At 69.9% G+C, this 19949-nt stretch carries 20 protein-coding genes; 10 read left to right on the top strand and 10 right to left on the bottom strand.

The window, feature by feature from the left end; all coding sequences use genetic code 11:
* Nucleotides 1–38 precede the first annotated feature (38 nt).
* Complete coding sequence (locus RT323_RS06205; protein WP_313405963.1) at nucleotides 39–569, top strand: MarR family transcriptional regulator; 531 nt, start codon at nucleotides 39–41, stop codon at nucleotides 567–569.
* Nucleotides 570–654: 85 nt separating this feature from the next.
* Here the strand turns inward: RT323_RS06205 and RT323_RS06200 are convergent, their stop codons facing one another.
* From RT323_RS06200 to RT323_RS06185, 4 genes are all read right to left on the bottom strand, one after another.
* On the bottom strand, nucleotides 655–1575 hold the full coding sequence (locus RT323_RS06200) for an LLM class F420-dependent oxidoreductase (protein ID WP_313405960.1): 921 nt from the start codon (nucleotides 1573–1575) through the stop codon (nucleotides 655–657).
* Entirely contained in the window at nucleotides 1575–2093 is a 519-nt protein-coding gene (locus RT323_RS06195; RefSeq protein ID WP_313405957.1) for a hypothetical protein, read from the bottom strand. The genes RT323_RS06200 and RT323_RS06195 overlap by 1 nt, the downstream gene beginning before the upstream one ends.
* Before the next feature lie 62 nt (nucleotides 2094–2155).
* The gene (locus tag RT323_RS06190; protein ID WP_313405955.1) at nucleotides 2156–3010 is read right to left on the bottom strand and encodes an oxygenase MpaB family protein; all 855 of its coding nucleotides are present in this window, start codon (nucleotides 3008–3010) and stop codon (nucleotides 2156–2158) included.
* A 132-nt stretch (nucleotides 3011–3142) separates the two neighbouring features.
* Nucleotides 3143–3625 carry a universal stress protein gene (locus RT323_RS06185; protein ID WP_313405953.1) on the bottom strand — a complete coding sequence of 161 codons (483 nt, stop codon included), beginning with the start codon at nucleotides 3623–3625 and terminating at the stop codon, nucleotides 3143–3145.
* Nucleotides 3626–3739: 114 nt separating this feature from the next.
* On the opposite strand from RT323_RS06185, the gene RT323_RS06180 reads away from it, so the two are divergent.
* Nucleotides 3740–4906 carry a GAF domain-containing protein gene (locus RT323_RS06180; protein WP_313405950.1) on the top strand — a complete coding sequence of 389 codons (1167 nt, stop codon included), beginning with the start codon at nucleotides 3740–3742 and terminating at the stop codon, nucleotides 4904–4906.
* Nucleotides 4903–5529 (top strand): response regulator transcription factor, encoded by a 627-nt coding sequence (locus RT323_RS06175; RefSeq protein ID WP_313405948.1) that lies wholly within the window; start codon nucleotides 4903–4905, stop codon nucleotides 5527–5529. The genes RT323_RS06180 and RT323_RS06175 overlap by 4 nt, the downstream gene beginning before the upstream one ends.
* Before the next feature lie 3 nt (nucleotides 5530–5532).
* On the opposite strand, the gene RT323_RS06170 is transcribed toward RT323_RS06175, so the two are convergent.
* From RT323_RS06170 to RT323_RS06160, 3 genes are all read right to left on the bottom strand, one after another.
* The gene (locus tag RT323_RS06170; RefSeq protein WP_313405946.1) at nucleotides 5533–8211 is read right to left on the bottom strand and encodes a dipeptide ABC transporter ATP-binding protein; all 2679 of its coding nucleotides are present in this window, start codon (nucleotides 8209–8211) and stop codon (nucleotides 5533–5535) included.
* Nucleotides 8211–9293: an ABC transporter permease gene (locus RT323_RS06165; RefSeq protein ID WP_313405943.1), complete on the bottom strand. Its 1083-nt coding sequence runs from the start codon at nucleotides 9291–9293 to the stop codon at nucleotides 8211–8213. Before RT323_RS06165 ends, RT323_RS06170 begins: the two co-directional genes overlap by 1 nt.
* Before the next feature lie 74 nt (nucleotides 9294–9367).
* Nucleotides 9368–10957: an ABC transporter substrate-binding protein gene (locus tag RT323_RS06160; RefSeq protein ID WP_313405941.1), complete on the bottom strand. Its 1590-nt coding sequence runs from the start codon at nucleotides 10955–10957 to the stop codon at nucleotides 9368–9370.
* Between the two features lie 153 nt (nucleotides 10958–11110).
* Between RT323_RS06160 and glyA the strand changes: the two genes are divergently transcribed.
* The 4 genes from glyA to RT323_RS06140 all read left to right on the top strand — a co-directional run bounded on the left by glyA (nucleotide 11111) and on the right by RT323_RS06140 (nucleotide 14628).
* Complete coding sequence (glyA, locus tag RT323_RS06155) at nucleotides 11111–12388, top strand: serine hydroxymethyltransferase (protein ID WP_313405938.1); 1278 nt, start codon at nucleotides 11111–11113, stop codon at nucleotides 12386–12388.
* Entirely contained in the window at nucleotides 12385–13122 is a 738-nt protein-coding gene (locus tag RT323_RS06150) for an SURF1 family protein (RefSeq protein ID WP_313405936.1), read from the top strand. The genes glyA and RT323_RS06150 overlap by 4 nt, the downstream gene beginning before the upstream one ends.
* Before the next feature lie 10 nt (nucleotides 13123–13132).
* A complete protein-coding gene (locus RT323_RS06145) occupies nucleotides 13133–13480 on the top strand; it encodes a DUF3817 domain-containing protein (protein ID WP_313405933.1) in 348 nt (115 codons plus the stop codon).
* A gap of 170 nt (nucleotides 13481–13650) precedes the next feature.
* A complete protein-coding gene (locus tag RT323_RS06140; protein ID WP_313405931.1) occupies nucleotides 13651–14628 on the top strand; it encodes a type IV toxin-antitoxin system AbiEi family antitoxin domain-containing protein in 978 nt (325 codons plus the stop codon).
* A 79-nt stretch (nucleotides 14629–14707) separates the two neighbouring features.
* On the opposite strand, the gene RT323_RS06135 is transcribed toward RT323_RS06140, so the two are convergent.
* A complete protein-coding gene (locus tag RT323_RS06135) occupies nucleotides 14708–15481 on the bottom strand; it encodes an enoyl-CoA hydratase/isomerase family protein (RefSeq protein WP_313405929.1) in 774 nt (257 codons plus the stop codon).
* Nucleotides 15482–15654: 173 nt separating this feature from the next.
* On the opposite strand from RT323_RS06135, the gene RT323_RS06130 reads away from it, so the two are divergent.
* Together RT323_RS06130 and RT323_RS06125 are read left to right on the top strand one after the other, a co-directional pair.
* Entirely contained in the window at nucleotides 15655–16185 is a 531-nt protein-coding gene (locus RT323_RS06130; RefSeq protein ID WP_313405927.1) for a peptidylprolyl isomerase, read from the top strand.
* On the top strand, nucleotides 16182–17060 hold the full coding sequence (locus tag RT323_RS06125; protein ID WP_313405925.1) for a rhomboid family intramembrane serine protease: 879 nt from the start codon (nucleotides 16182–16184) through the stop codon (nucleotides 17058–17060). The genes RT323_RS06130 and RT323_RS06125 overlap by 4 nt, the downstream gene beginning before the upstream one ends.
* A 75-nt stretch (nucleotides 17061–17135) precedes the next feature.
* Here RT323_RS06125 and RT323_RS06120 read toward each other — a convergent pair whose 3' ends face one another.
* Nucleotides 17136–17384, bottom strand: coding sequence for a cell division protein CrgA (locus RT323_RS06120; RefSeq protein WP_313405923.1), 249 nt, complete (start codon nucleotides 17382–17384; stop codon nucleotides 17136–17138).
* Nucleotides 17385–17449: 65 nt separating this feature from the next.
* On the opposite strand from RT323_RS06120, the gene RT323_RS06115 reads away from it, so the two are divergent.
* Nucleotides 17450–18196 (top strand): DUF881 domain-containing protein, encoded by a 747-nt coding sequence (locus tag RT323_RS06115; RefSeq protein ID WP_313405921.1) that lies wholly within the window; start codon nucleotides 17450–17452, stop codon nucleotides 18194–18196.
* A 10-nt stretch (nucleotides 18197–18206) separates the two neighbouring features.
* Here RT323_RS06115 and pknB read toward each other — a convergent pair whose 3' ends face one another.
* A complete protein-coding gene (pknB, locus tag RT323_RS06110) occupies nucleotides 18207–19949 on the bottom strand; it encodes a Stk1 family PASTA domain-containing Ser/Thr kinase (protein WP_313405918.1) in 1743 nt (580 codons plus the stop codon).

Here is a 19949-nt window from a genome sequence, read left to right as displayed (position 1 = left end):
AGTAATCAACTCGTCTAGACAGTGTCTATACTGCTGGAGTGCCGTCGCCTCGAGATCCACGTACCCCGGTGGCGCCCGACTACACCCCGGACGAGCGCGACCTGCTGCGCGCCGTTCGCCACCTGGTCCGCGCCGACCGCGACATGCGCACCCGCCTCAGCGGGGCGATGAGGGTCAACCCCACCGACCTGCGCTCCCTGCGGCACGTCATCCGCGTCGTCGAGGAGGTCGAGCGGGGTGAGTCGCCCTCGGACTCACCGGGGGTCACCCCGCGCCGGCTGGCCGACCACCTGGGGATCAGCACGGCGGCCGTCACGGTCCTGGTCGACCGGCTGGTCGCCAGTGACCACCTCGAGCGCCGGCCCCATCCGCGTGACCGCCGTTCGGTCCTGCTCGTCCCGACCGAGCGGGCCCGGCGCGAGATGGCCGAGCACCTCGCCGACATGCACCAGCGGATGAAGGAGATCGCCGCGGCGGTCCCCGACGAGGCGCGACCCGCACTCGTCGAGTTCCTCCGGTCGCTCACCCAGGAGATGGAGCGGGGCACGCTCGACCTGGGCCGGCCCTGAGATCCGAACGTGTGGACGAATTCTCGCCGGTTCTCCCCAGCTGTGGGCAAGCCTGTGGGTAAATGACATCGTTGTCATTCGGCCCTCAGACGTGCGGCATGACCTCCTCGGCCACCAGGCGCAGGTGGTCCAGGTCGGACAGGTCCAGCACCTGCAGGTAGAGCCGTTCGGCGCCCGTCTCCGCGTACGTGCCGATCTTGTCGACGATCTCGGCAGGAGTGCCGGCCAAGCCGTTCTCGCGCAGCTCGTCGACCTCGCGACCGATCGCCGCGGCACGCCTGGCGACCTCGGCCTCGTCCGCACCCGCGCACAGCACGAGGGCGTTCGAGTAGGTCAGCGAGTCGGGATCGCGGTCGGCCGCCTCGCACGCTGTGCGGACCCGTCCGAACTGCGTCCGGGTGAAGTCGACCGACTCGAACGGGATGTTGAACTCGTCGGCGAACCGGGCGGCCAGGGCCGGGGTACGGCGCTTGCCCTTGCCACCGATGATCACCGGCAGCCGCTCCTGTGCCGGCTTGGGGAGTGCCGGGGAGTCCTGCAGCTCGTAGTGCTTGCCGTGGAACGAGAAGGATCCGCTGGCGTCGCTCCACAGCCCGGTCACGATCTCGAGCTGCTCCTCGAGGCGGTCGAACCGCTCGGGCGTGTCGACGAACGGGATGCCGTACGCGCGGTGCTCGGCATCGAACCAGCCGGCGCCCAGGCCCAGCTCGACCCGCCCGCCGCTCATCTGGTCGACCCCCGCCACGCTGATCGCGAGCGGTCCGGGGTGCCGGAACGTCGCGCTCGTGACCAGCGTGCCGAGACGGATCGTCGAGGTGTCGCGGGCGAGTCCGGCCAGGGTGATCCAGGCATCACTCGGCCCCGGAAGGCCGTCCCCGCCCATCGCCAGGTAGTGGTCCGACCGGAAGAACGCGTCGAATCCCGCCTGCTCGGCCACGGTGGCGACGGCGAGCAGGTCGTCGTACGACGCGCCCTGCTGCGGCTCGGTGAAGATCCGCAGGCGCATCAGGAGCGCGCGTCCCCGGGACGGTCGTCCGCGATCGGGTTGGGAGCGCTGGCCAAGTCGTCCGAGCCGGCCTCGTCGATGTCGAACGAGCTGCCGGCGTCGGCCGCGGCAGCTCCGGCGCGCAGGCCCTCGGGACTGCTGTACCCGGGAGCCTCGGCACCGGGCGGGTCCGTGGGGTTCATCGGCGTCGCGCTGGAGTCGGGCGCGCCGATGTGGGTGTCGGTGTCCGTGCCGCTGTCGGAGCGGTGCGAGACCTTGTCCTTCGTGTGGTCGGCGGCGGTCTTGACCTTCTCGGTCACGACGCCGGACACGTCCTTGGCCGTCTCGGCGACCCGGTGGCCGACATCGGACGCCGTGTGCTTGGCACTGTCCTGGGCCTTGTCCACGGTGGACTGCACGGCGTCGTTGCTCCAGACCTTCTCGGCCTGCTGCTTGATCTGCTCGTACCGGCCGCGTCCTGCGCGGGTTCCGAGGACGTATCCGACGCCGACGGCGGCCAACAAGGTGAGCTTGTTCACGACAGGTCACTCCTAGGGGTGTGGTGGGTCGTTCTTCATTGTGGCGCGGTTCGGCCGGTTCCTCATGCCGAGCGAGCCGGCGGGGCCATGGCCCAGCCGATCGCGCGGGTCACGACCACGCCGCCTGCGCGCACCGCCGTGGCCTCGGTCAGCGGCAGCCACGGCAGGCGCAGCGGCCTTCGTGCCCACCGCGGCAACAGGCCGACGGCCGCGGCCGCGAGCATCCCGTACGGAGCGCGGATCGCGAGCGGCACCGGTGGGTTGAGCAGCATGAACCGCGCGGCGGCGCGCGCGGCCGGAGTGCTCCGCAACTCGGCCCGGTGCGCCTCGAGGGCGGCGTCCAGCTCGGACACGGTCTCGGGTACTTCCTCGGCGCCGAGCAGCCGGGCGGTCACCGCGGTCTGGGCGACGTAGAGGTCACGCTCGGCCGGCGACAGCGGCGAGGATCCGTAGCGGTCGTGGGCCCGCAGGAAGGAGTCGATCTCGGCCAGGTGGACCCAGCGCAGCAGGTGCGGGTCCGACGCCGCGTACGCGCGTCCGTCGGGCGCCTCCCCCGCGACGCGCTCGTGGATGCGGCGGACCGCCGAGATCGCGCGGTCGGCATGCGTGGTCGTCGCGAACGTCGTCTCGGCGATGAAGCCGCTCGTGCGCTGGAGGCGTCCCCACGGATCGCCGCGAAAGCCGGAGTGCTGGTCGACTCCCGCCATGGCGAGCGGGTGCAGTGACTGCAGCAGCAGCGCGCGGATCCCGCCCACGAACATCGACGGATCGGCGTGGACGCGCCAGATCGGGTCGGACGGTGAGAACCGGCGGACGCCGGCGGTGCCGTGGATGCGGTCGCGCCGCCCGGCACCTTCGGGTCCGGCGACCCGCGCGAAGATCGCCTCCGAGGCACGCTCGCGGACTCGTTCGATCATGCGAACCAACCTAGTCCCGATGGCATGAGTGCCATCGGGACCAAGGGAGCGGAAACCTCGGGGGGAACGGGGGGAACGAGGTCCCGCTGCGGGTGGCTCGGCACGTGGGGATCGCGCGAGCCACGGCCGGGATCAGGCGTCGGCCAGCGCGTCCGCCCCGTCCCGATCGGCGGAGTCGTCGGCGGCCACGGAGGGGACCGCGACGACGACGCACTGCGCATGGGTCAGGCAGTAGTGGCTCACCGACCCGAACAGGACGCGACTGATGCCGGTGTGCACGCGGGTGCCGACCACGAGCATCGCGGCATCGCGGGACGCCTCGACGAGGGTCGGTCCGGGTGCGCCCTGGATGACGTCGATGCGGCGGGGCGCGCCGGAGGCGTCCTCGGCGCCGATCGTCTCGGCGACCCACCGTCCGGCGTTCGTCCGGGCGTCGGTCTCATAGGCCATCCACGGCACCTCGGCTCCGGCCATGGCGACGGCCGCGTCGATCTGCCACACGTGGACGATCTTCAGGGCGGCTCCTCGGAGCTCGGCCTCGCGCGCGGCCCACGACAGGGCGGCGGCTCCGGCGGGAGTCTCGTCGACTCCGACGACGATGGTGTTGGTGCTCATCAGCTTGTCCTTTCCGACACCTCCATTGTCGTCGGTGAGGCGTCACCGGAGCAGGGCCGAACGTCCCGACTTCGCAGGGACACAGGGCACGGCCCCCGGCGATACGGTGGGGCCGTGGACAACCAGGACGGACGCTGGGCGAAGGTCGTCGAGGCCGCGGTGGCCGTGACGTCGGAACTCGATCTCGAGAGCCTCCTGCGGCGGATCACGAGCCAGGCCCGCGAGCTCACCGGTGCCCGGTACGCCGCTCTCGGGGTCCTGGGATCCCGGCCCGAGGACGGGCTCGTCGAGTTCCTCACCGAGGGCATCGACGAGCACACGGCGGCGATGATCGGCGAGCTCCCGCGGGGTCGTGGAGTGCTGGGCGTCGTCCTCGGCGAGGGGTCGGCGCCCGTACGGCTCGACGACGTCGCGTCCCACCCGGCGTCGGTCGGCTTCCCGCCGAACCATCCCCCGATGGGCGCGTTCCTCGGCGTGCCGCTGCGGGTCAACGGACGCGTCTTCGGTGACCTCTACCTGACCGAGAAGGAGGGCGGGTTCACCGACGACGACGAGCAGATCGTCACCGGCCTGGCCGCCGTCGCCGGGTCCGCCATCGCGAACGCGCGCCTGTTCGACGAGCTCGAGCAGACGCGGGCCGAGCTCGCGCGGATGGCGGTGGTCGAGGACCGCAACCGGATCGCGCGCGACCTCCACGACCTCGTGATCGGCCGCCTGTTCGCGGTCGGCCTGTCGGTCGATCGCATCGCGCAGAAGGTCGACGAGCCGTGGGCGGGCCGCGCCGCCGAGGCCGTCGACCACGTCGACCGCGCGATCGCCGACCTGCGTGGCGCGATCTTCGCGCTGGGCTCCGATGCCACGACCGACGCCGCTCGGCTCACCCGCCTGCTCAAGGCGGCCGCCGCGCCGTTGGGCTTCCCGCCCGAGATCGAGATCTCGGGCGACCTCAGCCGGATGGACGTCGGTGTGCGCAGCGACCTGCACGCCGTCATGAACGAGGCGCTGGCCAACGTCGTGCGCCACGCCCGCGCCACGCAGGTGCGGCTCAGGGTGGACGTCGGCGGCGATCGCGTCGTGGTCGAGATCCTCGACGACGGCGTCGGGATGGGCGACAAGGTGCCGACCAGCGGGCTGGCCAACCTGCACGATCGCGCGGCTCGGCTCGGCGGCGAGCTGACGATCCGGTCCGGACCTGAAGGCCGGGGAACCCGCCTGGTCTGGACGGCGCCGCTGCGCGATCCGGCCACAACGGCACCGACGGTCCGTAGGGTGGCCCCGTGACCGAGACGATCCGCGTGTTCCTGCTCGACGACCACGAGGTCGTGCGGCGCGGCGTCGCCGACCTGCTCGAGGACTCCGGGACGATCGAGGTCGTCGGTCAGGCCGGCACGGTCCACGAGGCCGCCGCCGGCATCGCCCGGACCAAGCCCGACGTGGCGGTCCTGGACGCGCGGCTGCCCGACGGATCGGGCATCGACCTGTGCCGCAGCATCCGCCTGCAGACCGAGCGCACGGCCGTGCTGATCCTGACCTCGTACGAGGACGACGAGGCGCTCTTCGAGGCGATCATGTCCGGCGCCTCCGGGTTCCTGCTCAAGCAGGTGCGCGGCAACGACCTCGTCGACGCGGTCCAGCGCGTGGCGGCCGGCCAGTCACTGCTCGACCCTGCCGTCACCCACTCGGTGCTGCAGCGGCTGCGTCGCCAGGCGCAGCCGGACCCCTTGGCCGACCTCACCGCCCAGGAGCGCAAGGTCTTCGAGGAGCTGCGACTGGGCAGGTCGAACCGCGAGATAGCCGACACGCTCTTCCTCTCCGAGAAGACCGTCAAGAACTACGTCTCGACGGTCCTCGCGAAGCTCGGACTCGAACGTCGCGCCCAGGTCCCCGCCTGGGGTCGTGACTGAGGCTCACGCCCCCGTCAGCAGGTCCCCGCGGGCCGCGCGGCGCCGCCGCTGCTCGGCCGGATCCGGCACCGGAACCGCGGCGATGAGGCTGCGCGTGTAGTCCTGCGACGGCTGGCGCAGCACCTGCTCGCGCGGTCCCAGCTCGACCAGCCTGCCGCGTTGCATCACGGCGACGCGGTTCGCGAGCGTGTCGACCACCGCCAGGTCGTGCGTGATGAACAGGCAGGCGAACTGCAGGCGCTGCTGCAGCTCGAGGAAGAGGTCGAGCACGCGGTCCTGGACCGACACGTCGAGCGCGGAGGTCGGCTCGTCGGCGATCAGCAGGTCGGGGTCGAGCGCCAGTGCGCGCGCCAGGCTGATCCGCTGGCGCTGTCCACCGGACAGCTCGTGCGGGTAGCGCTCGGCGAAGTCACGCGGCAGCTCGACCGAGTCCAGCAGGGATCGGACCTTCTCGCCCACCTGCGCGTCCTCCAGGTCGGTGTGGACGCGCAACGGCTCCGCGATGCAGTCGAGGATCGACAGGCGCGGGTTGAGCGACGAGGCCGGGTCCTGGAAGACGAAGCCGAAGTGGCGCCGGAACGGACGCAGGTCGGCGTCGTTCAGGCCCGAGACGAGCTCACCACCGACGCGGACCGCGCCCGAGGTGGGCTGCTGCAGCCCGACGGCCGTGCGGCCGAGCGTCGACTTGCCCGATCCCGACTCGCCGACCAGGCCGAGCACCTCGCCGCGATGGACCTGCAGGCTGACGTGGTCGACGGCGCGGAACGACGGTTCGCCCCAGCCACCCGGGAACTCGACCACGATGTCGTCCAGGTCGAGCACGACGGGTGCGTCCTCGAGCGGCGCGGGACCCTCGCTCCGGTCCGATGCGCGGCCCAGGTGGGGCACCGCGCCGAGCAGCGCCCGCGTGTATGGGTGCGCCGGTGCCGCGAAGAGCTGGTCGACCGGGGCCTGCTCCACGATGTTGCCGCGGTACATGACCACGACGCGGTCGGCGATGTCGGCGACGACCCCCATGTTGTGGGTGATCAGGACGATCGCCGTGCCCAGCCGGTCACGCAGGTCCAGCAGCAGCTCGAGGATCGCCGCCTGCACGGTCACGTCGAGGGCCGTCGTCGGCTCGTCCGCGACGATGACGTCGGGCTCGCACGCGATCGCGATCGCGATGACGACGCGCTGCTTCTGCCCGCCCGAGAGCTGGTGCGGGTAGTAGTCGACGCGCTGCTCGGGGTCGGGCAGGCCGACGGACTCGAGCAGCTCGATCGCGCGCTGACGGGCCTCGGACTTGCCGACGTCGCGGTGGGCGCGGATCGCCTCGACCAGCTGCCAGCCGACCGTGCGGACGGGGTCGAGCGCCGTGCCGGGCTCCTGGAAGATCATCGAGATCTCGTCACCGCGGATGGGCCGCAGCTGAGCCGGGCTCATGCCGATCAGCTCGCGCTCCCGCTCGTCCTCGGTGTGCAGCATGGCGGAGCCGCTGACCCGGGCCGTGTTCGGCAGCAGGCCCATGACGGCACGCGACGTGACCGACTTGCCCGAGCCGGACTCGCCGACCACCGCGACGACCTCGCCGGGTGCGACGTCGAAGCCCACGCCGTCCACCGCCACGACCCGGCCGGCGTCCGTCCCGAAGCTCACCCGTAGGTCGGACAGTGACAGCACGGTCGTCCTCTCCCTCGTCCCATCGGAGGCGTCCGATGAGGGGGTCGTGGCGGTGCCCGTGAGCTCGTCGGCGGGCGTCAGGTCCTCGGCCAGCTCGATCTCGAGCTCGCTCGGGCCCTGGTCGCCGGCACGCGTGCGCAGGAGCGGGTTGGTGATGTCGTTGAGGCTCTCGCCGAGCAGCGTCACCCCGAGCACGACCAGCACGATCGCCAGGCCCGGGAACAGGCCCGTCCACCAGATGTCGTTCGTGGCGTCGGGCATGGCCTTGTTGAGGTCGTAGCCCCACTCGGCGGCCGCCGAGGGCTCGATGCCGAAGCCCAGGAAGCCCAAAGCGGCCAGGGTCAGGATCGCCTCGGACGCGTTGAGCGTCGCGATGACCGGGAGGGTCTGCGCCACGTTCGCCAGGATGTGACGGAACAGGATGCGCGGCGTGCGCACGCCGACGACCTTCGCCGAGTCCACGTAGGGCTCGCTCTTGACCGAGAGCGTGGCGTTGCGGATCACGCGGAAGTACTGCGGGATGAAGATGACGGTGATCGAGATCGCGGCCGACGCGATGCCGCCCAGGGCTCCACTGGAGCCGCCGGACACGACGATCGACACCACGATCGCCAGCAGCAGCGACGGGAACGAATAGAGCGCGTCCATCACGAGCACGAGCACCCGGTCGAGCCAGCCGCCGAGGTAGCCGGACACGAGACCGAGCGGAACACCGACGACGCCCGAGACCACGACGGCCAAGATGATGACCTCGACGGCCGTGCGCGCGCCATAGACGACACGCGACAGCACGTCGGTGCCACCCACGGTCGTGCCGAACCAGTGGTCGGCGCTGGGCGGCTGCTGGGTGCCGAACAGGACGCCGTCGTCCCCCCGCACCTGGTTGAAGTCGTACGGGGCGATCCACGGGGCGAGGATCGCGAGCAGCAGGAAGAAGGCGATCAGGCACACGCCGAGCAGCAGCATGAACCGCTGGAGGCCGTGCGACTGGGCGATGACGCCGCGTCCCGGGATACGCATCAGAACCTCACTCGGGGGTCGACGAGCGCCACGATGGCGTCGATCAGGAAGCTGGCGATGCACACGACGAACGCGATCGCGGTGACGATGCCCTGCACGGCGAGGAAGTCGCGGCGGATCAGGTACTGGGCCAGCTCGTAGCCGATCCCCTTCCACTCGAACGTCGTCTCGGTGAGCACGGCACCGGCCAGCAGGATCGCGATCTGCATGCCCATGACCGTCACGACGGGGACCAGCGCGTTGCGGAACGCGTGCTTGCGCTCGACCTGGCGCTCGGAGACGCCCCGGGCTCGTGCGGCCGTCACGTAGTCGGCACGCATCGTCTGGAGCAGGTTGACCCGCACGAGTCGCAGGAAGATGCCGCCGGTCAGCAGGCCCAGGGCGACGGCGGGCAGGACGGCGTGCTGCAGGACGTCCCAGATGTACTCGGGCTCCCCCCACAGGATCGCGTCGATGATCATGATGTTGGTCTGCGGCTCGACCTTGGCGAGCGTCAGCTCGGTGGCGGTCGAGGCGCGGCCCGAGGTCGGCCACCCGAAGGGCGCGACCGCGAGCTTGAGCAGCAGGCCGACGAAGAAGACGGGCGCGGCATAGGCGACGATCGCGAACAGGCGCAGCAGCACGTCCTGCCACCGGTCGCGGTGGCGCGCCGCGATCCGGCCGAGGGGGATGCCGACGGAGAAGGCCACGATGAGGGCCCAGAACGACAGCTCGAGCGTGGCGGCGCCGTTGACCAGCAGGATGTCGGTGACCTCGCGGTTGTCGGTGAGGGTCGTGCCGAAGTCGCCGCGGACGATGTTGCCCAGGTACTCGAGGTACTGGTTGATCAGTGGGGCGTCCAGGCCGGCCTCGGCCTTGAGCTCGTCGATCTGCGCCGAGCTGAGCCGTCCGCCCTGGGCCGCGGTGATCGGGTCGCCGATCACTCGCATGAGGAAGAAGACGAGAGTGACCAGCACCCACAGCATGGGCACGACGAGCGCCAGCCGGACGAGCAGGTAGCGCGTCAACGGACTCAGCCCTCCGCGACGTGAGGGTGGTTCGGCCGACGGGGCGTCGGCGGCGACGAGGACATCAGTGGTCACGGGAGACTCCTACCAGCGTGGAAGCGGGGCCCCGGCGCACCTGAGTGCGCCGGGACCCCGACCCCGGGTGTGGGTTACTTCGACAGCGACGCGAACCGGAACTTGAACGACGGGTCGAGCGTGTCGCTCACGCCCTTGACGTCCTTGCCGGCCACGGCGACCTGCGCACCGGTCAGCAGCGGCAGGATCGGGACCTGCTCGGCCACCATCTCCTGCGCCTGGCCCAGCGTGGCCTCACGCGATGCCTGGTCAGCATCGACGCGCTGCGCATCGAGCAGCTTCGTCATGGCGGGGTCCTCGTAGTGCGACTCGAGGAAGTTGCCCGGCGCGAAGAACGGCGTCAGGTAGTTGTCGGCGTCCGGGAAGTCCGGGAACCAGCCCAGCTGGAACGCCGGGTAGGCGTCCTTCACGCGCTCCTCGGAGTACGTGTTCCACTCGGTCGACTGCAGGTTGACCGTGAACAGGCCGCTGTCCTCGAGCTGGCGCTTGACCGCCTGGTACTCCTGGTCGGAGCTGCTGCCGTAGTGGTCGGGGTTCCACTGCAGGTTGAGGGTGACCGGCGTCGAGACGCCCGCGTCCTCGAGGACCTTCGTCGCGGCGGCCTTGTCGGGCTTGTCGCCGTACTTGTCCTTGAACGCCTCGGTGGCGCCGACCTGTCCGTCCGGCACGGCCGAGTAGGCGGGCGTGTAGGTGCCCTTGTAGACCTCGGACGAGATCTCGTCGCGGTTCACCAGGTACGCGGCCGCCTGGCGGACCGCCTGCTTCTGCGCCTCGTCCTCGCCCGGCATGGTCTTGAGGTTGAAGACGATGTAGCGCAGCTCGCCGCCGGGGCCCGTGTGGACCGTGACGTCGTCGGACTTCTCGAGGCTGTCGATGTCGGTCGGCGTCAGCGAGCGGTACGCGACGTCGATGTCGCCCTTCTCGACGTCCAGCTTGAGGTTGTTCGAGTCGGCGTAGTAGCGCATCGTGACGTCCGACTTCGGCTCCCCGTAGGTGCCGTCATAGTCCTCGTTGACCGTGAACTCGGCCAGCTCGTTCTTCTTGTACTCGCCGATCGTGTACGGACCGGAGAAGCCGTTGGCCTCGACGGCGGCGGTGTCGTCGAGCAGCGAGTCGGCGGGGTACGTCTCCTCGTCGACGATCGGGCCAGCGGACGTCACCAGGACCTGGGCGAACGTCTGGTCGCCGGGCGCCGCGAGGGTGAAGACGACGGTCGAGTCGTCACGCGCCTCGACCTTCTTCATCGCGCCGAGCAGCGCCGACGGGCCGTTGGGGTTGTTGATCGTGAGGATGCGGTTGAACGAGAAGGCCACGTCGGACGCGGTCAGCTCGTTGCCGTTGGCGAATTTCAGGCCGTCCTTCATCGTGCAGACGTAGAGCGTCTGGTCCTTCGCGTCGAACTCGCACTCCTGTGCCGCGTCGGGCGTGAGCTCCGTGCTGCCGGCCGGGAAGTTGAGCAGGTACTGGTACACCTGCGTCTGGACGGCCATCGAGCCGTTGTCGTAGGAGCCGGCCGGGTCGATCGAGACCACCTTGTCGGTGGTGCCCACGATCAGGGCCGCGTCGTCGCTGTCGTCACTCTGTCCCGCGCCGCACGCGGCCAGGACCGAGCCGGCCAGAGCGGCGGTCACCAGGACGGTGCCGCGTCGCCGCATCGAATTCATCTGTTCCTCGCATCCTTGTCCACCATCTGGACAGTCGACCCGCACGCTACTCCGGCTGGACCGCCGGTGCCATGGGCGGACAGGTTGCGTTTCGGTTAACCCGGGTCGTGGAGCGCGGATCCGGCTGTCGTGGCCGGGCGATATCGTGGGGTCATGAGCCACGACCAGCACCTCGTCGACTTCGATCCGGACATCGCCGCGCTCCTCGACGCCGAGCTGGGTCGCCAGCAGACGACGCTCGAGATGATCGCCTCCGAGAACTTCGCGCCCGTCGCGGCGCTCGAGGCGCAGGGCAGCGTGCTGACCAACAAGTACGCCGAGGGCTACCCCGGCAAGCGCTACTACGGCGGCTGCGAGTTCGTCGACCAGGTCGAGCAGATCGCGATCGACCGGCTCAAGCAGCTCTTCGACGCCGAGTACGCCAACGTGCAGCCCCACTCGGGCGCCTCGGCCAACGCCGCCGCGCTGCACGCGATCGCCACGGCCGGCGACACGATCCTGGGCCTGGACCTGGCCAACGGCGGCCACCTGACCCACGGCATGAAGCTCAACTTCTCGGGCCGGCTGTACAACCCGATCGCGTACCACGTCGTGCCCGAGACGGGACTGGTCGACATGGACGAGGTGCGCGCGCTCGCGATCGAGCACCGCCCCCGCGTCATCATCGCCGGGTGGTCGGCGTACCCGCGCCAGCTCGACTTCGCCGCGTTCCGCGCGATCGCCGACGAGGTCGACGCGATCTTGTGGGTCGACATGGCGCACTTCGCCGGTCTCGTCGCCGCGGGCCTGCACCCCAGCCCGTTGCCCCACGCGCACATCGTCACGACCACGACGCACAAGACGCTCGGCGGCCCGCGTGGCGGCGCGATCCTGACCAACGACGAGGCGATCGCCAAGAAGATGCGCTCGGCCGTGTTCCCCGGCCAGCAGGGCGGTCCGCTCGAGCACGTGATCGCTGCCAAGGCGGTGGCGTTCAAGATGGCGCTCCAGCCCGAGTTCGCCGAGCGTCAGCAGCGCACGATCGAGGGCGCCCGCATCCTGGCCGAGCGCCTGCTCGCCGAAGACGCGGTCTCGGCGGGCGTCCAGGTCCTCAGCGGGGGCACCGACGTGCACCTCGTGCTGGTCGACCTGCGCAACTCCGAGCTCGACGGCCAGCAGGCCGAGGACCGCCTCGACCAGGTGGGCATCACGGTCAACCGCAACGCGGTCCCCAACGACCCGCGTCCCCCGATGGTCACGTCCGGCCTGCGCATCGGCACGCCGGCGCTCGCGACGCGTGGCTTCGGGGCCGACGAGTTCCGCGAGGTCGCCGACATCATCGCCGCGGCACTGCAGCCCGGCGACGTCGACATCGACGGACTGCGCAAGCGCACGGCCGTGCTCGCCGAGCGCTTCCCGCTCTACCCCGGCATCAAGCCGTTCACGTCGTGAACGACAGGCCGGGGCTCGGGGCGTGGTTCGGTCCTCGTGTCATCGGCCTGCACCTGTTCGCGATCGTGGCGATCGGGTTCTGCCTCTTCATGGGGACGTGGCAGCTGGGCGTGTACGACCAGCGGCAGGCTGACGAGAGCGAGGCCGAGCCCGGTGCGGCGGCGGTCCCGCTCACGCAGGTGTGGGCGTCCGACGACGTCTTCACCAAGGACCAGGACCAACTGCCCGTCACGGTGACGGGCACCTTCCGTCCCGCGAGCGAGCAGCTCTGGGTCACCGACCGCAGCCAGGGCGGCGACGCGGGTGCCTGGCTCGTCGCCCCGGTGACGGTCGACGACGCCCAGCTGCTGGTCGTTCGTGGATGGGCACCCGAGGTGTCCCCGCCCGCCGCGATCGACGTGCCGGCCGGAGAGGTCTCCTTCCAGGCGGTCCTGCAGCCCGGTGACGCCGCGGCGGCCGGGTGGGACGCCCAGGCGCGCACGATCGGATCGGTGCGGATCCCGACGCTGCTCAACGAGCTCGGCTACGACAACCTGTGGTCTGGGTACGCCATCTCGACCGATGCGACGGTGGCCCAGGGCCTCGCGCTGGCCGAGGTGCCCGAGTCGGACGTGTCGTGGACGGCCGGTGGACGCAACCTCGGATACGGCCTGCAATGGTGGGTCTTCGCGGCCTTCGCCCTGTTCATGTGGTGGCGCATGGCCCGCGAGATCGTGCTTGGCGACAAGCGCTAGGTTTGAAGCCGTGAACGACGGATTGCTGCGTGCCTACCAAGTGATGGCGACGATCGTGGGACTGAACCTCCTGATCGTGATGGCGGGCTTCATCGGCAAGCTCGCGACGACCGACGACCCGGGCTCGTGGTGGCAGCGCAACCAGGACACGTTCCTGGTCATCGACCAGCTGCACGGCTTCCTGTTCATGGTCCTGATCGTCATCATCGCCCGGCTCGGCCTGCGCCAGAAGTGGTCCTGGGGCTTCATGCTCAGCATCATCGTGCTGGCCTGCATCCCGGTCGTCTCTTTCTGGTCCGAGCGCCGCACCTCCCGCCGCGTCGCCGCCGACCCCCTCCCCGCCGCTTCGGCCGTCTGACGGTTTCCCCGGTTAAGTAGGTTTCCTCGCACTTCACGAGGGTTGCGATCCTCGAGAAGTGACAGGGAACCTCGTTCAGTCCCGCCCTCGGTCCCCAGCCGATTGAGGGATATCCACAACGACGCAACGACACCTGTTCAAGGCCCCGCCGATCGACGAGCCTCCTGTGGGTGGAGGACTTCTTCGAGACCGTCGCCGGGCATCGCGGCGGCTACATCCTGCGGCCCGACCTGCTCGACCTCGGCGTGGACGACCGCCAGATCCGCGACGCCATCCGGCAGAAGCTCATCGTGCGTCTTCGCCCCGGCACGTACGCCCCGCGCGGGCATCGCGACCTGAAACCCGAGGACCAGCACCGGCTGCTGGCCTTCGCGGTCCAGGACAAGCTGCCGTCCGGCATCGTCCTCAGTCATCAGACCGCAGCCGTGATCCACACCGGCGTCTCACACGGGCTGGATCTCGGTACCGTCCACGTGACTCGCCGCGGTGGGATGACCGCACGCAACGAGGCGAAGGTGGTCCATCACGGTGGAGTGCTGCCTGACGAGGACATCGTGGAGGTCGACGGCCACCTCATGGTCGTGCCGGCGCGCGCGGCGTTGGAGACGGCCGCCGTCGCGGGGACCGAGGCGGGCCTGGTCCAGACGTCCTTCGTCCTGCGCAACGGCGTGAGTGCCGACGAGCTGCACGAACGACTCGGCCGGATGGGGCGGTGGCCCGGGGCGACGAAGGTGAGGCTGTCGGTCCTGTGGGCTTCGCCCGAGTGCGAGAGCGTCGGTGAGGCCCGCTCGCTCTACATGTTCCGGATGGGCGGGCTGCCGGTGCCGCGGTTTCAGGTCGAGTACTTCGACGCGGACGGTTGCTCGCTGGGGCGCGTGGACTTCGCCTGGGAGGACTACTGGCACCTCGGCGAGTTCGACGGTCTGTCGAAGTACGGCCGACTCAACCCCTACAGCGGCGCGGATCTTGGTCAGGTCGTCGTGGACGAGAAGCGCCGCGAGGACGGGCTGCGCCGGCTCGGGCTGGGGATGAGCCGTTGGGTCTGGGCCGATCTCCACTCACCCGTGGCCACGTGTCGGCGAATCCGGGCAGCGATGGAACAGTCCCGTCGGCTCTACGGAAACGTTCCGCGCACGGTCCTCGTCTGACTGAACGAGGTTCCCTGTCACCTCTCGAGGATCGCAACCCTCGTGAAGTGACAGGAAACCTACTTAACCGGGGAAACCGTCAGCGCCCCACGAACGTTGCGTTGCCGGGCCCGTCGCGCAGGAAGGACTCCATGCCGTGCTGGAGGTCCTCGGTGTCGAAGAGCTCGGCGGCGATCTCGGTGGTGCGGGCGATCGCGCGGGGGACGCCGCCGGCCTCGTACTCGCGCAGGATGTCCTTGGCGGCACCGAACGCCTGGGTCGGGCCCGACGCCAGTCCGGCGGCGAACGCCGCGACCTCGTCGTCGAGGGACTCGGGCGAGAACACGCGGTTGACGACGTTCCAGCGCTCGAGCGTCGCGGCGTCGAAGGTGCCGCCAGTGAAGACGAACTCCTTCGCGCGCGCCACACCGGCACGAGCGGCTAGGCGCTGGGTGCCGCCCATCGTCGGCGTCAGGCCGATGACGCGCTCGACGAGGCCGAACTTCGCCTTTTGCGAGGCCAGCAGGACGTCGCACGCCAAGGCGACCTCGAAGGCCCACGTGAGCGTGAGCCCGTGCGCGACGAACACCGTCGGCACGGGCAGTGCCGCGAAGCGCTCGGGCAGCTCGAGCATCCGGTCGTACAGAGCGCGCGTGTCGGCCTTGGACTTGCGCGCGTGGAACTGGGCGACATCGACACCGCCGGACACGATCTTGCCCTCGGCGCGTACCACCAGGACGCGCGGCAGGTCGGCCTCGACCCGGTCGAGCGCGGCGTCGAACTCGTCGTGCAGCTCGAGCGAGTACAGGTTCACGGGGCCGGCCGAGAAGGTCAGCGTCGTGACGCCGCCCTCCGTTGCGAGGTCGACGCTCACCGGTCGAGGCTCGGATCGTAGGAGCCGCTGCTCTCGGCAGTGGCCTTGCGGATGAGGACGACGGCGGCCGCGGCCGCGATCAGGAGCAACACCGGTCTCGACATGCCCCCACGCTAACGGTCGCTCTCGGGGTGGACGTGCGAGGATGGAGACAACCCCTGAAAGGACGTGAAGTGCCCACCACCGCGACTCTCCACACCAACCGCGGAGACATCGTCATCGAACTCTTCGACCACCAGGCTCCCAAGACGGTGGCGAACTTCGTCGGCCTCGCCGAGGGCACGAAGGAGTGGCTCGACCCGGCCACCGGCCAGGTCTCCACGAAGCCGTTCTACGACGGCCTGACGTTCCACCGGGTGATCTCCAACTTCATGATCCAGGGCGGCGATCCGCTCGGTGACGGCCGCGGCGGACCCGGTTACGAGTTCGACGACGAGTTCCACCCCGAGCTCCAGTTCGACCGCCCGTACCTGCTCGCCATGGCCAACGCGGGCACCAAGCCCAACGGCGCCGGCACCAACGGCTCGCAGTTCTTCATCACGCTCGTGCCGACGGACTGGTTGAACCGCAAGCACTCGATCTTCGGCGAGGTCAAGGACGCGAAGAGCCGCGGTGTCATCGACGCCATCGGCGCGACGCAGACCGATCGCTTCGATCGTCCGGCCGAGCCGGTCGTGATCGAGTCGGTCACCATCGCGAAGTGACCCACCCGGCCGCTGGCCAGCAGTTCTGTTACCGGCATCCCCAGCGGCCGGCCTACATCCAGTGCCAGCGGTGCGAGCGCTTCATCTGTCCTGAGGACATGCGCGAGGCCAGCGTCGGCTTCCAGTGCCCCGATTGCGTGGCGCTCGGGCAGGCGGCTGTTCGCCAGCCGCGCACGATCGCGGGAGGCGCGATCTCGACCAACGTCGGGATCGTGACCCTCGTCATCATCGGCATCAACGTGGCAGTCCACCTGCTGGTCATCCTCACGGGCGGGACGGGCGGCAGCCGGTTCTTCGACGACGGTGCGATGCTCGGCCTGGCGTTCTACGAAGGCGAGCTCCACGGCGTCGCCGACGGAGAGTGGTGGCGGCTGATCACCGCGGCCTTCCTCCACGGCGGCCTGCTGCACCTCGCGTTCAACATGTACGCGCTCTACCTGTTCGGCCCGTTCGTCGAGCAGACGTTGGGACGCTGGCGCTACATCGCCACCTACATCACGCTCGCGTTCGGCTCGTCCGTGTGGGTGTATCTGCTGACCGACCACCGAGTCCCCACCGTGGGCGCGTCCGGTGCCGTGTTCGGTCTGTTCGGCCTGGCGCTGATCTTTCTCATCCGCACGCGACAGAACATCACGGGCATGCTCGTGTTGCTGGCGATCAACGGATTCATCAGCCTGGGTGCTGGCATCAGCTGGCAGGGCCACCTGGGCGGGTTCGTCACGGGAGTCCTTCTGGGACTCGTGTTCGCCTACGCTCCCCGCGATCGACGCACGGTCGCGCACGTGGGCGCATTCGTGCTGCTCTGGGCGCTGTTCATCGCCGCGGTCGTGTGGCGGACGGCCGACCTCGAGTCGCTGCTCGCCGTTTCCGGCTGACCGTCCGCGCCGCCGGGAATCGACAGAGTTTTCCACAGGTGTGTGCACACATGTGGGTAATCACACCGGTGTGATTCACTCCCACTTCATGGCGAACCCGAAGGCCGCCAGGATGAAGCCCATGCCGATCATCAGGTTCCAGCCACCGAGGTCGGAGTACCACGGGATCGTGTGGTCGGTGTTGCTGATCGTGTAGAACACCACGATCCAGGCCAGGCCGATGACCGCACACGCGATCATCATGGGAGCCGCCCATCGGTTGCCGATCCTGACCGGCTTCGGTCCGGTGTTCTCGACGGACTTGCGCTTGAACCTGTTGAACACGATCGTCTCCCGCTTGGGCGGCCGGGCTCGGCCACAGTGTGTCGGACTCCGCTAGCGTAGTCGCCGTGCCGGAAACGCCGCTCGACGAGGGGAAGAAACACTCCGCCAGCAGGTGGAGCCTGCTCGGCCTGGTCGTGGCGTGCGTGTGCGGATTCGTCTTCGTGGCCGCCGCCGTCACCTCCAACGGCTCGGATTTGAGGCCCGCCGGCGGCGACCTGAACTCCGTCGTCAGCGACCGGGCGCGCGAGGCCGAGGCCCGCCGTCAGCAGCTCGTCGACCTGCAGCAGGAGGTGGACAGCCTCACCGGTGCGGTCGACAGCGCAGCGTTGCGTCGGCTGGTCCGCCGGGTCGAGCGCCTCAGCGAGCCGGCCGGCCTGACCGCGGTCGAGGGACCGGGGATGCGGATCTCCCTCGAGGACGCACCGCGCTCGGTCGAGGTGCCCGGTCTCGATCCCAACCTGCTGGTCGTCCACCAACAGGATCTCCAGGCGTTCGTGAACGCCCTGTGGGCCGGTGGCGCCGAAGCGGTCACCCTGCAGGGCCAGCGACTGATCTCGACGACCGGGATCAAGTGCGTCGGCAACACCGTCGTGCTCGACGGCGTGCCGTACGCACCGCCCTACGTCATCGAGGCGATCGGCAACCAAGGCAGGCTGCACGCCGCTCTGGAGGCCTCACCCGAGGTGACGACCTACGCCCAGTACGCCGATCGCTACGGACTGGGGCTCGATCAGCGCGACGTCGACAACGTCGAGGCTCCCGCGTATGTCGGGAGCGTCTCGTTGCGGCACGCCACACCGCTCGCGGACTGACTCCCCGCGATCAGGGGGTCGGCGGGTCGATCGTCGGGACGTCGTCGGTCGGCAGGTCCGTGGGAGGCGCCGTGGTGGGCGCCGGACGCGAGACCGTCAACGTGATCGTCGTTCCGGGCGGCACCATCGAACCGGCCTCGCGCGACTGCGCCGTGACCGTCCCCTCGGGAGCGGTGCCGGACGTGTCGTTCTGCACCGTCACCTTGAGTCCGAGGTCCTCGAGCGCCGACCGTGCCGCGTTGATGTTCTGGTCGACCACGTTCGGCACCTCGACCTGGCCACGCGACACGATCAGGGTGATCGTGCTGCCGCGCTCGACCTCGGTCCTGACCGGCGGGTTGCTGTTCAGCACGCGTCCCTTGGGCTGGTCGCTGTCGGTGTTCTGCCGCTCGACCTTGAGACCGTAACTGTCGCCCTCGAGCAGCTTCTTGGCCTCCTCGAACGAGTAGCTGGTCAGGTCGGGGATCTCGACGAGCTCGGGACCGGCACTGATCACGAGGTCGACGGGGGTGCCCTCGTCGATGGTGGTGCCGGCCGGCGGGTCGGTCTCCATGACCTGGCCCTCGGGGATGTCGGCGCTCGTGCGCTCGGACGTGTCGCCCACCACCAGGTTCTTGGACTCGAGGCGGTTCGTGGCGGTCGGGACGTCGAGACCGGCGACACGAGGCACGTCGACCTGGGGGGTCTTGACGTCATCGTCGCCGTTGGTGAGCATCAGGGCCACGCCGACGGCTGCCGCGATGGCCAGCAGCACGAGAGCGAGTGCCCACCACTTGCCGGAGCCCTTCTTCTCCTCCTCGTCCGCCACCGGCGGCGGCAGGACGGGTGCGGCGACGGCCGGCGCGACCGCGGTGGCGCCCGCCACGACGGGGACAGCCTGGGTGGGGGCGTCCACCGAGCCGCCGGCCAGCACGCGCTCGATGTCCTTGCGCATGTCGCCGGCGCTGGAGTACCGGTCGTCGACCCGCTTCGCGAGCGCCTTGGCGACGACGTGGTCGACCGCGACCGACACGTCGGGGTTCAGCTGCGACGGAGGACGAGCCTCCTCGCGCACGTGCTGGTACGCGACCGAGACCGGGCTGTCACCGACGAACGGCGGCCGGCCGGTGAGGAGCTCGTAGAGGACGCAGCCGGTCGAGTAGATGTCGCTGCGCGCATCGACGGTCTCGCCACGCGCCTGCTCGGGCGAGAGGTACTGCGCGGTGCCGATGACGGCGGCCGTCTGGGTCATGGCGCTGGAGGTGTCGGCGATGGCGCGGGCGATGCCGAAGTCCATCACCTTGACCTTGCCCTCAGGCGTCAGCATGACGTTGGCCGGCTTGATGTCACGGTGGATGATGCCGGCGCGGTGGCTGTAGTCGAGCGCCGCGAGGATGTCGGCGGTGATCGACAGGGCACGCTCGGGCAGGATCTTGCGGCCGTCGCGCAGGACGTCGCGCAACGTCCGGCCCTCGACGAGCTCCATGACGATGTACGGGACGACGTCGCCCTTGTCGTCGGGCGCCTCGCCCGTGTCGTAGACCGCGACGATCGAGGGGTGGTTCAGCGAGGCCGCGGACTGGGCCTCGCGGCGGAACCGCTCCTGGAACGTCTCGTCGGCGGCGAGGTCCGAGCGCAGCATCTTGATGGCGACCGGACGGCCGAGCCGCGTGTCGCGCCCGGCACGGACGTCGGCCATCCCGCCTCGGCCGACGAGATCGCCGACTTCGTAGCGGTCGCCCAGCGGCCTCATGTTCGCGTCACTCTCGGTCAT

Origin of the sequence: Aeromicrobium sp., assembly GCF_032084975.1 — a bacterium.
Taxonomy (GTDB): Bacteria; Actinomycetota; Actinomycetes; order Propionibacteriales; family Nocardioidaceae; genus Aeromicrobium.
This window is presented reverse-complemented; position numbering and strand designations above follow the sequence as displayed.

Bases quoted from the DNA above. Each gene is read 5' to 3' on its own strand.
- glyA (WP_313405938.1), top strand. From the start codon at position 11,111: ATGAGCCACGACCAGCACCTCGTCGACTTCGATCCGGACATCGCCGCG.
- RT323_RS06200 (WP_313405960.1), bottom strand. From the start codon at position 1,575: ATGCGCCTGCGGATCTTCACCGAGCCGCAGCAGGGCGCGTCGTACGAC.
- pknB (WP_313405918.1), bottom strand. From the start codon at position 19,949: ATGACCGAGAGTGACGCGAACATGAGGCCGCTGGGCGACCGCTACGAA.
- RT323_RS06185 (WP_313405953.1), bottom strand. From the start codon at position 3,625: ATGAGCACCAACACCATCGTCGTCGGAGTCGACGAGACTCCCGCCGGA.
- RT323_RS06170 (WP_313405946.1), bottom strand. From the start codon at position 8,211: ATGCGTATCCCGGGACGCGGCGTCATCGCCCAGTCGCACGGCCTCCAG.
- RT323_RS06160 (WP_313405941.1), bottom strand. From the start codon at position 10,957: ATGAATTCGATGCGGCGACGCGGCACCGTCCTGGTGACCGCCGCTCTG.
- RT323_RS06190 (WP_313405955.1), bottom strand. From the start codon at position 3,010: ATGATCGAACGAGTCCGCGAGCGTGCCTCGGAGGCGATCTTCGCGCGG.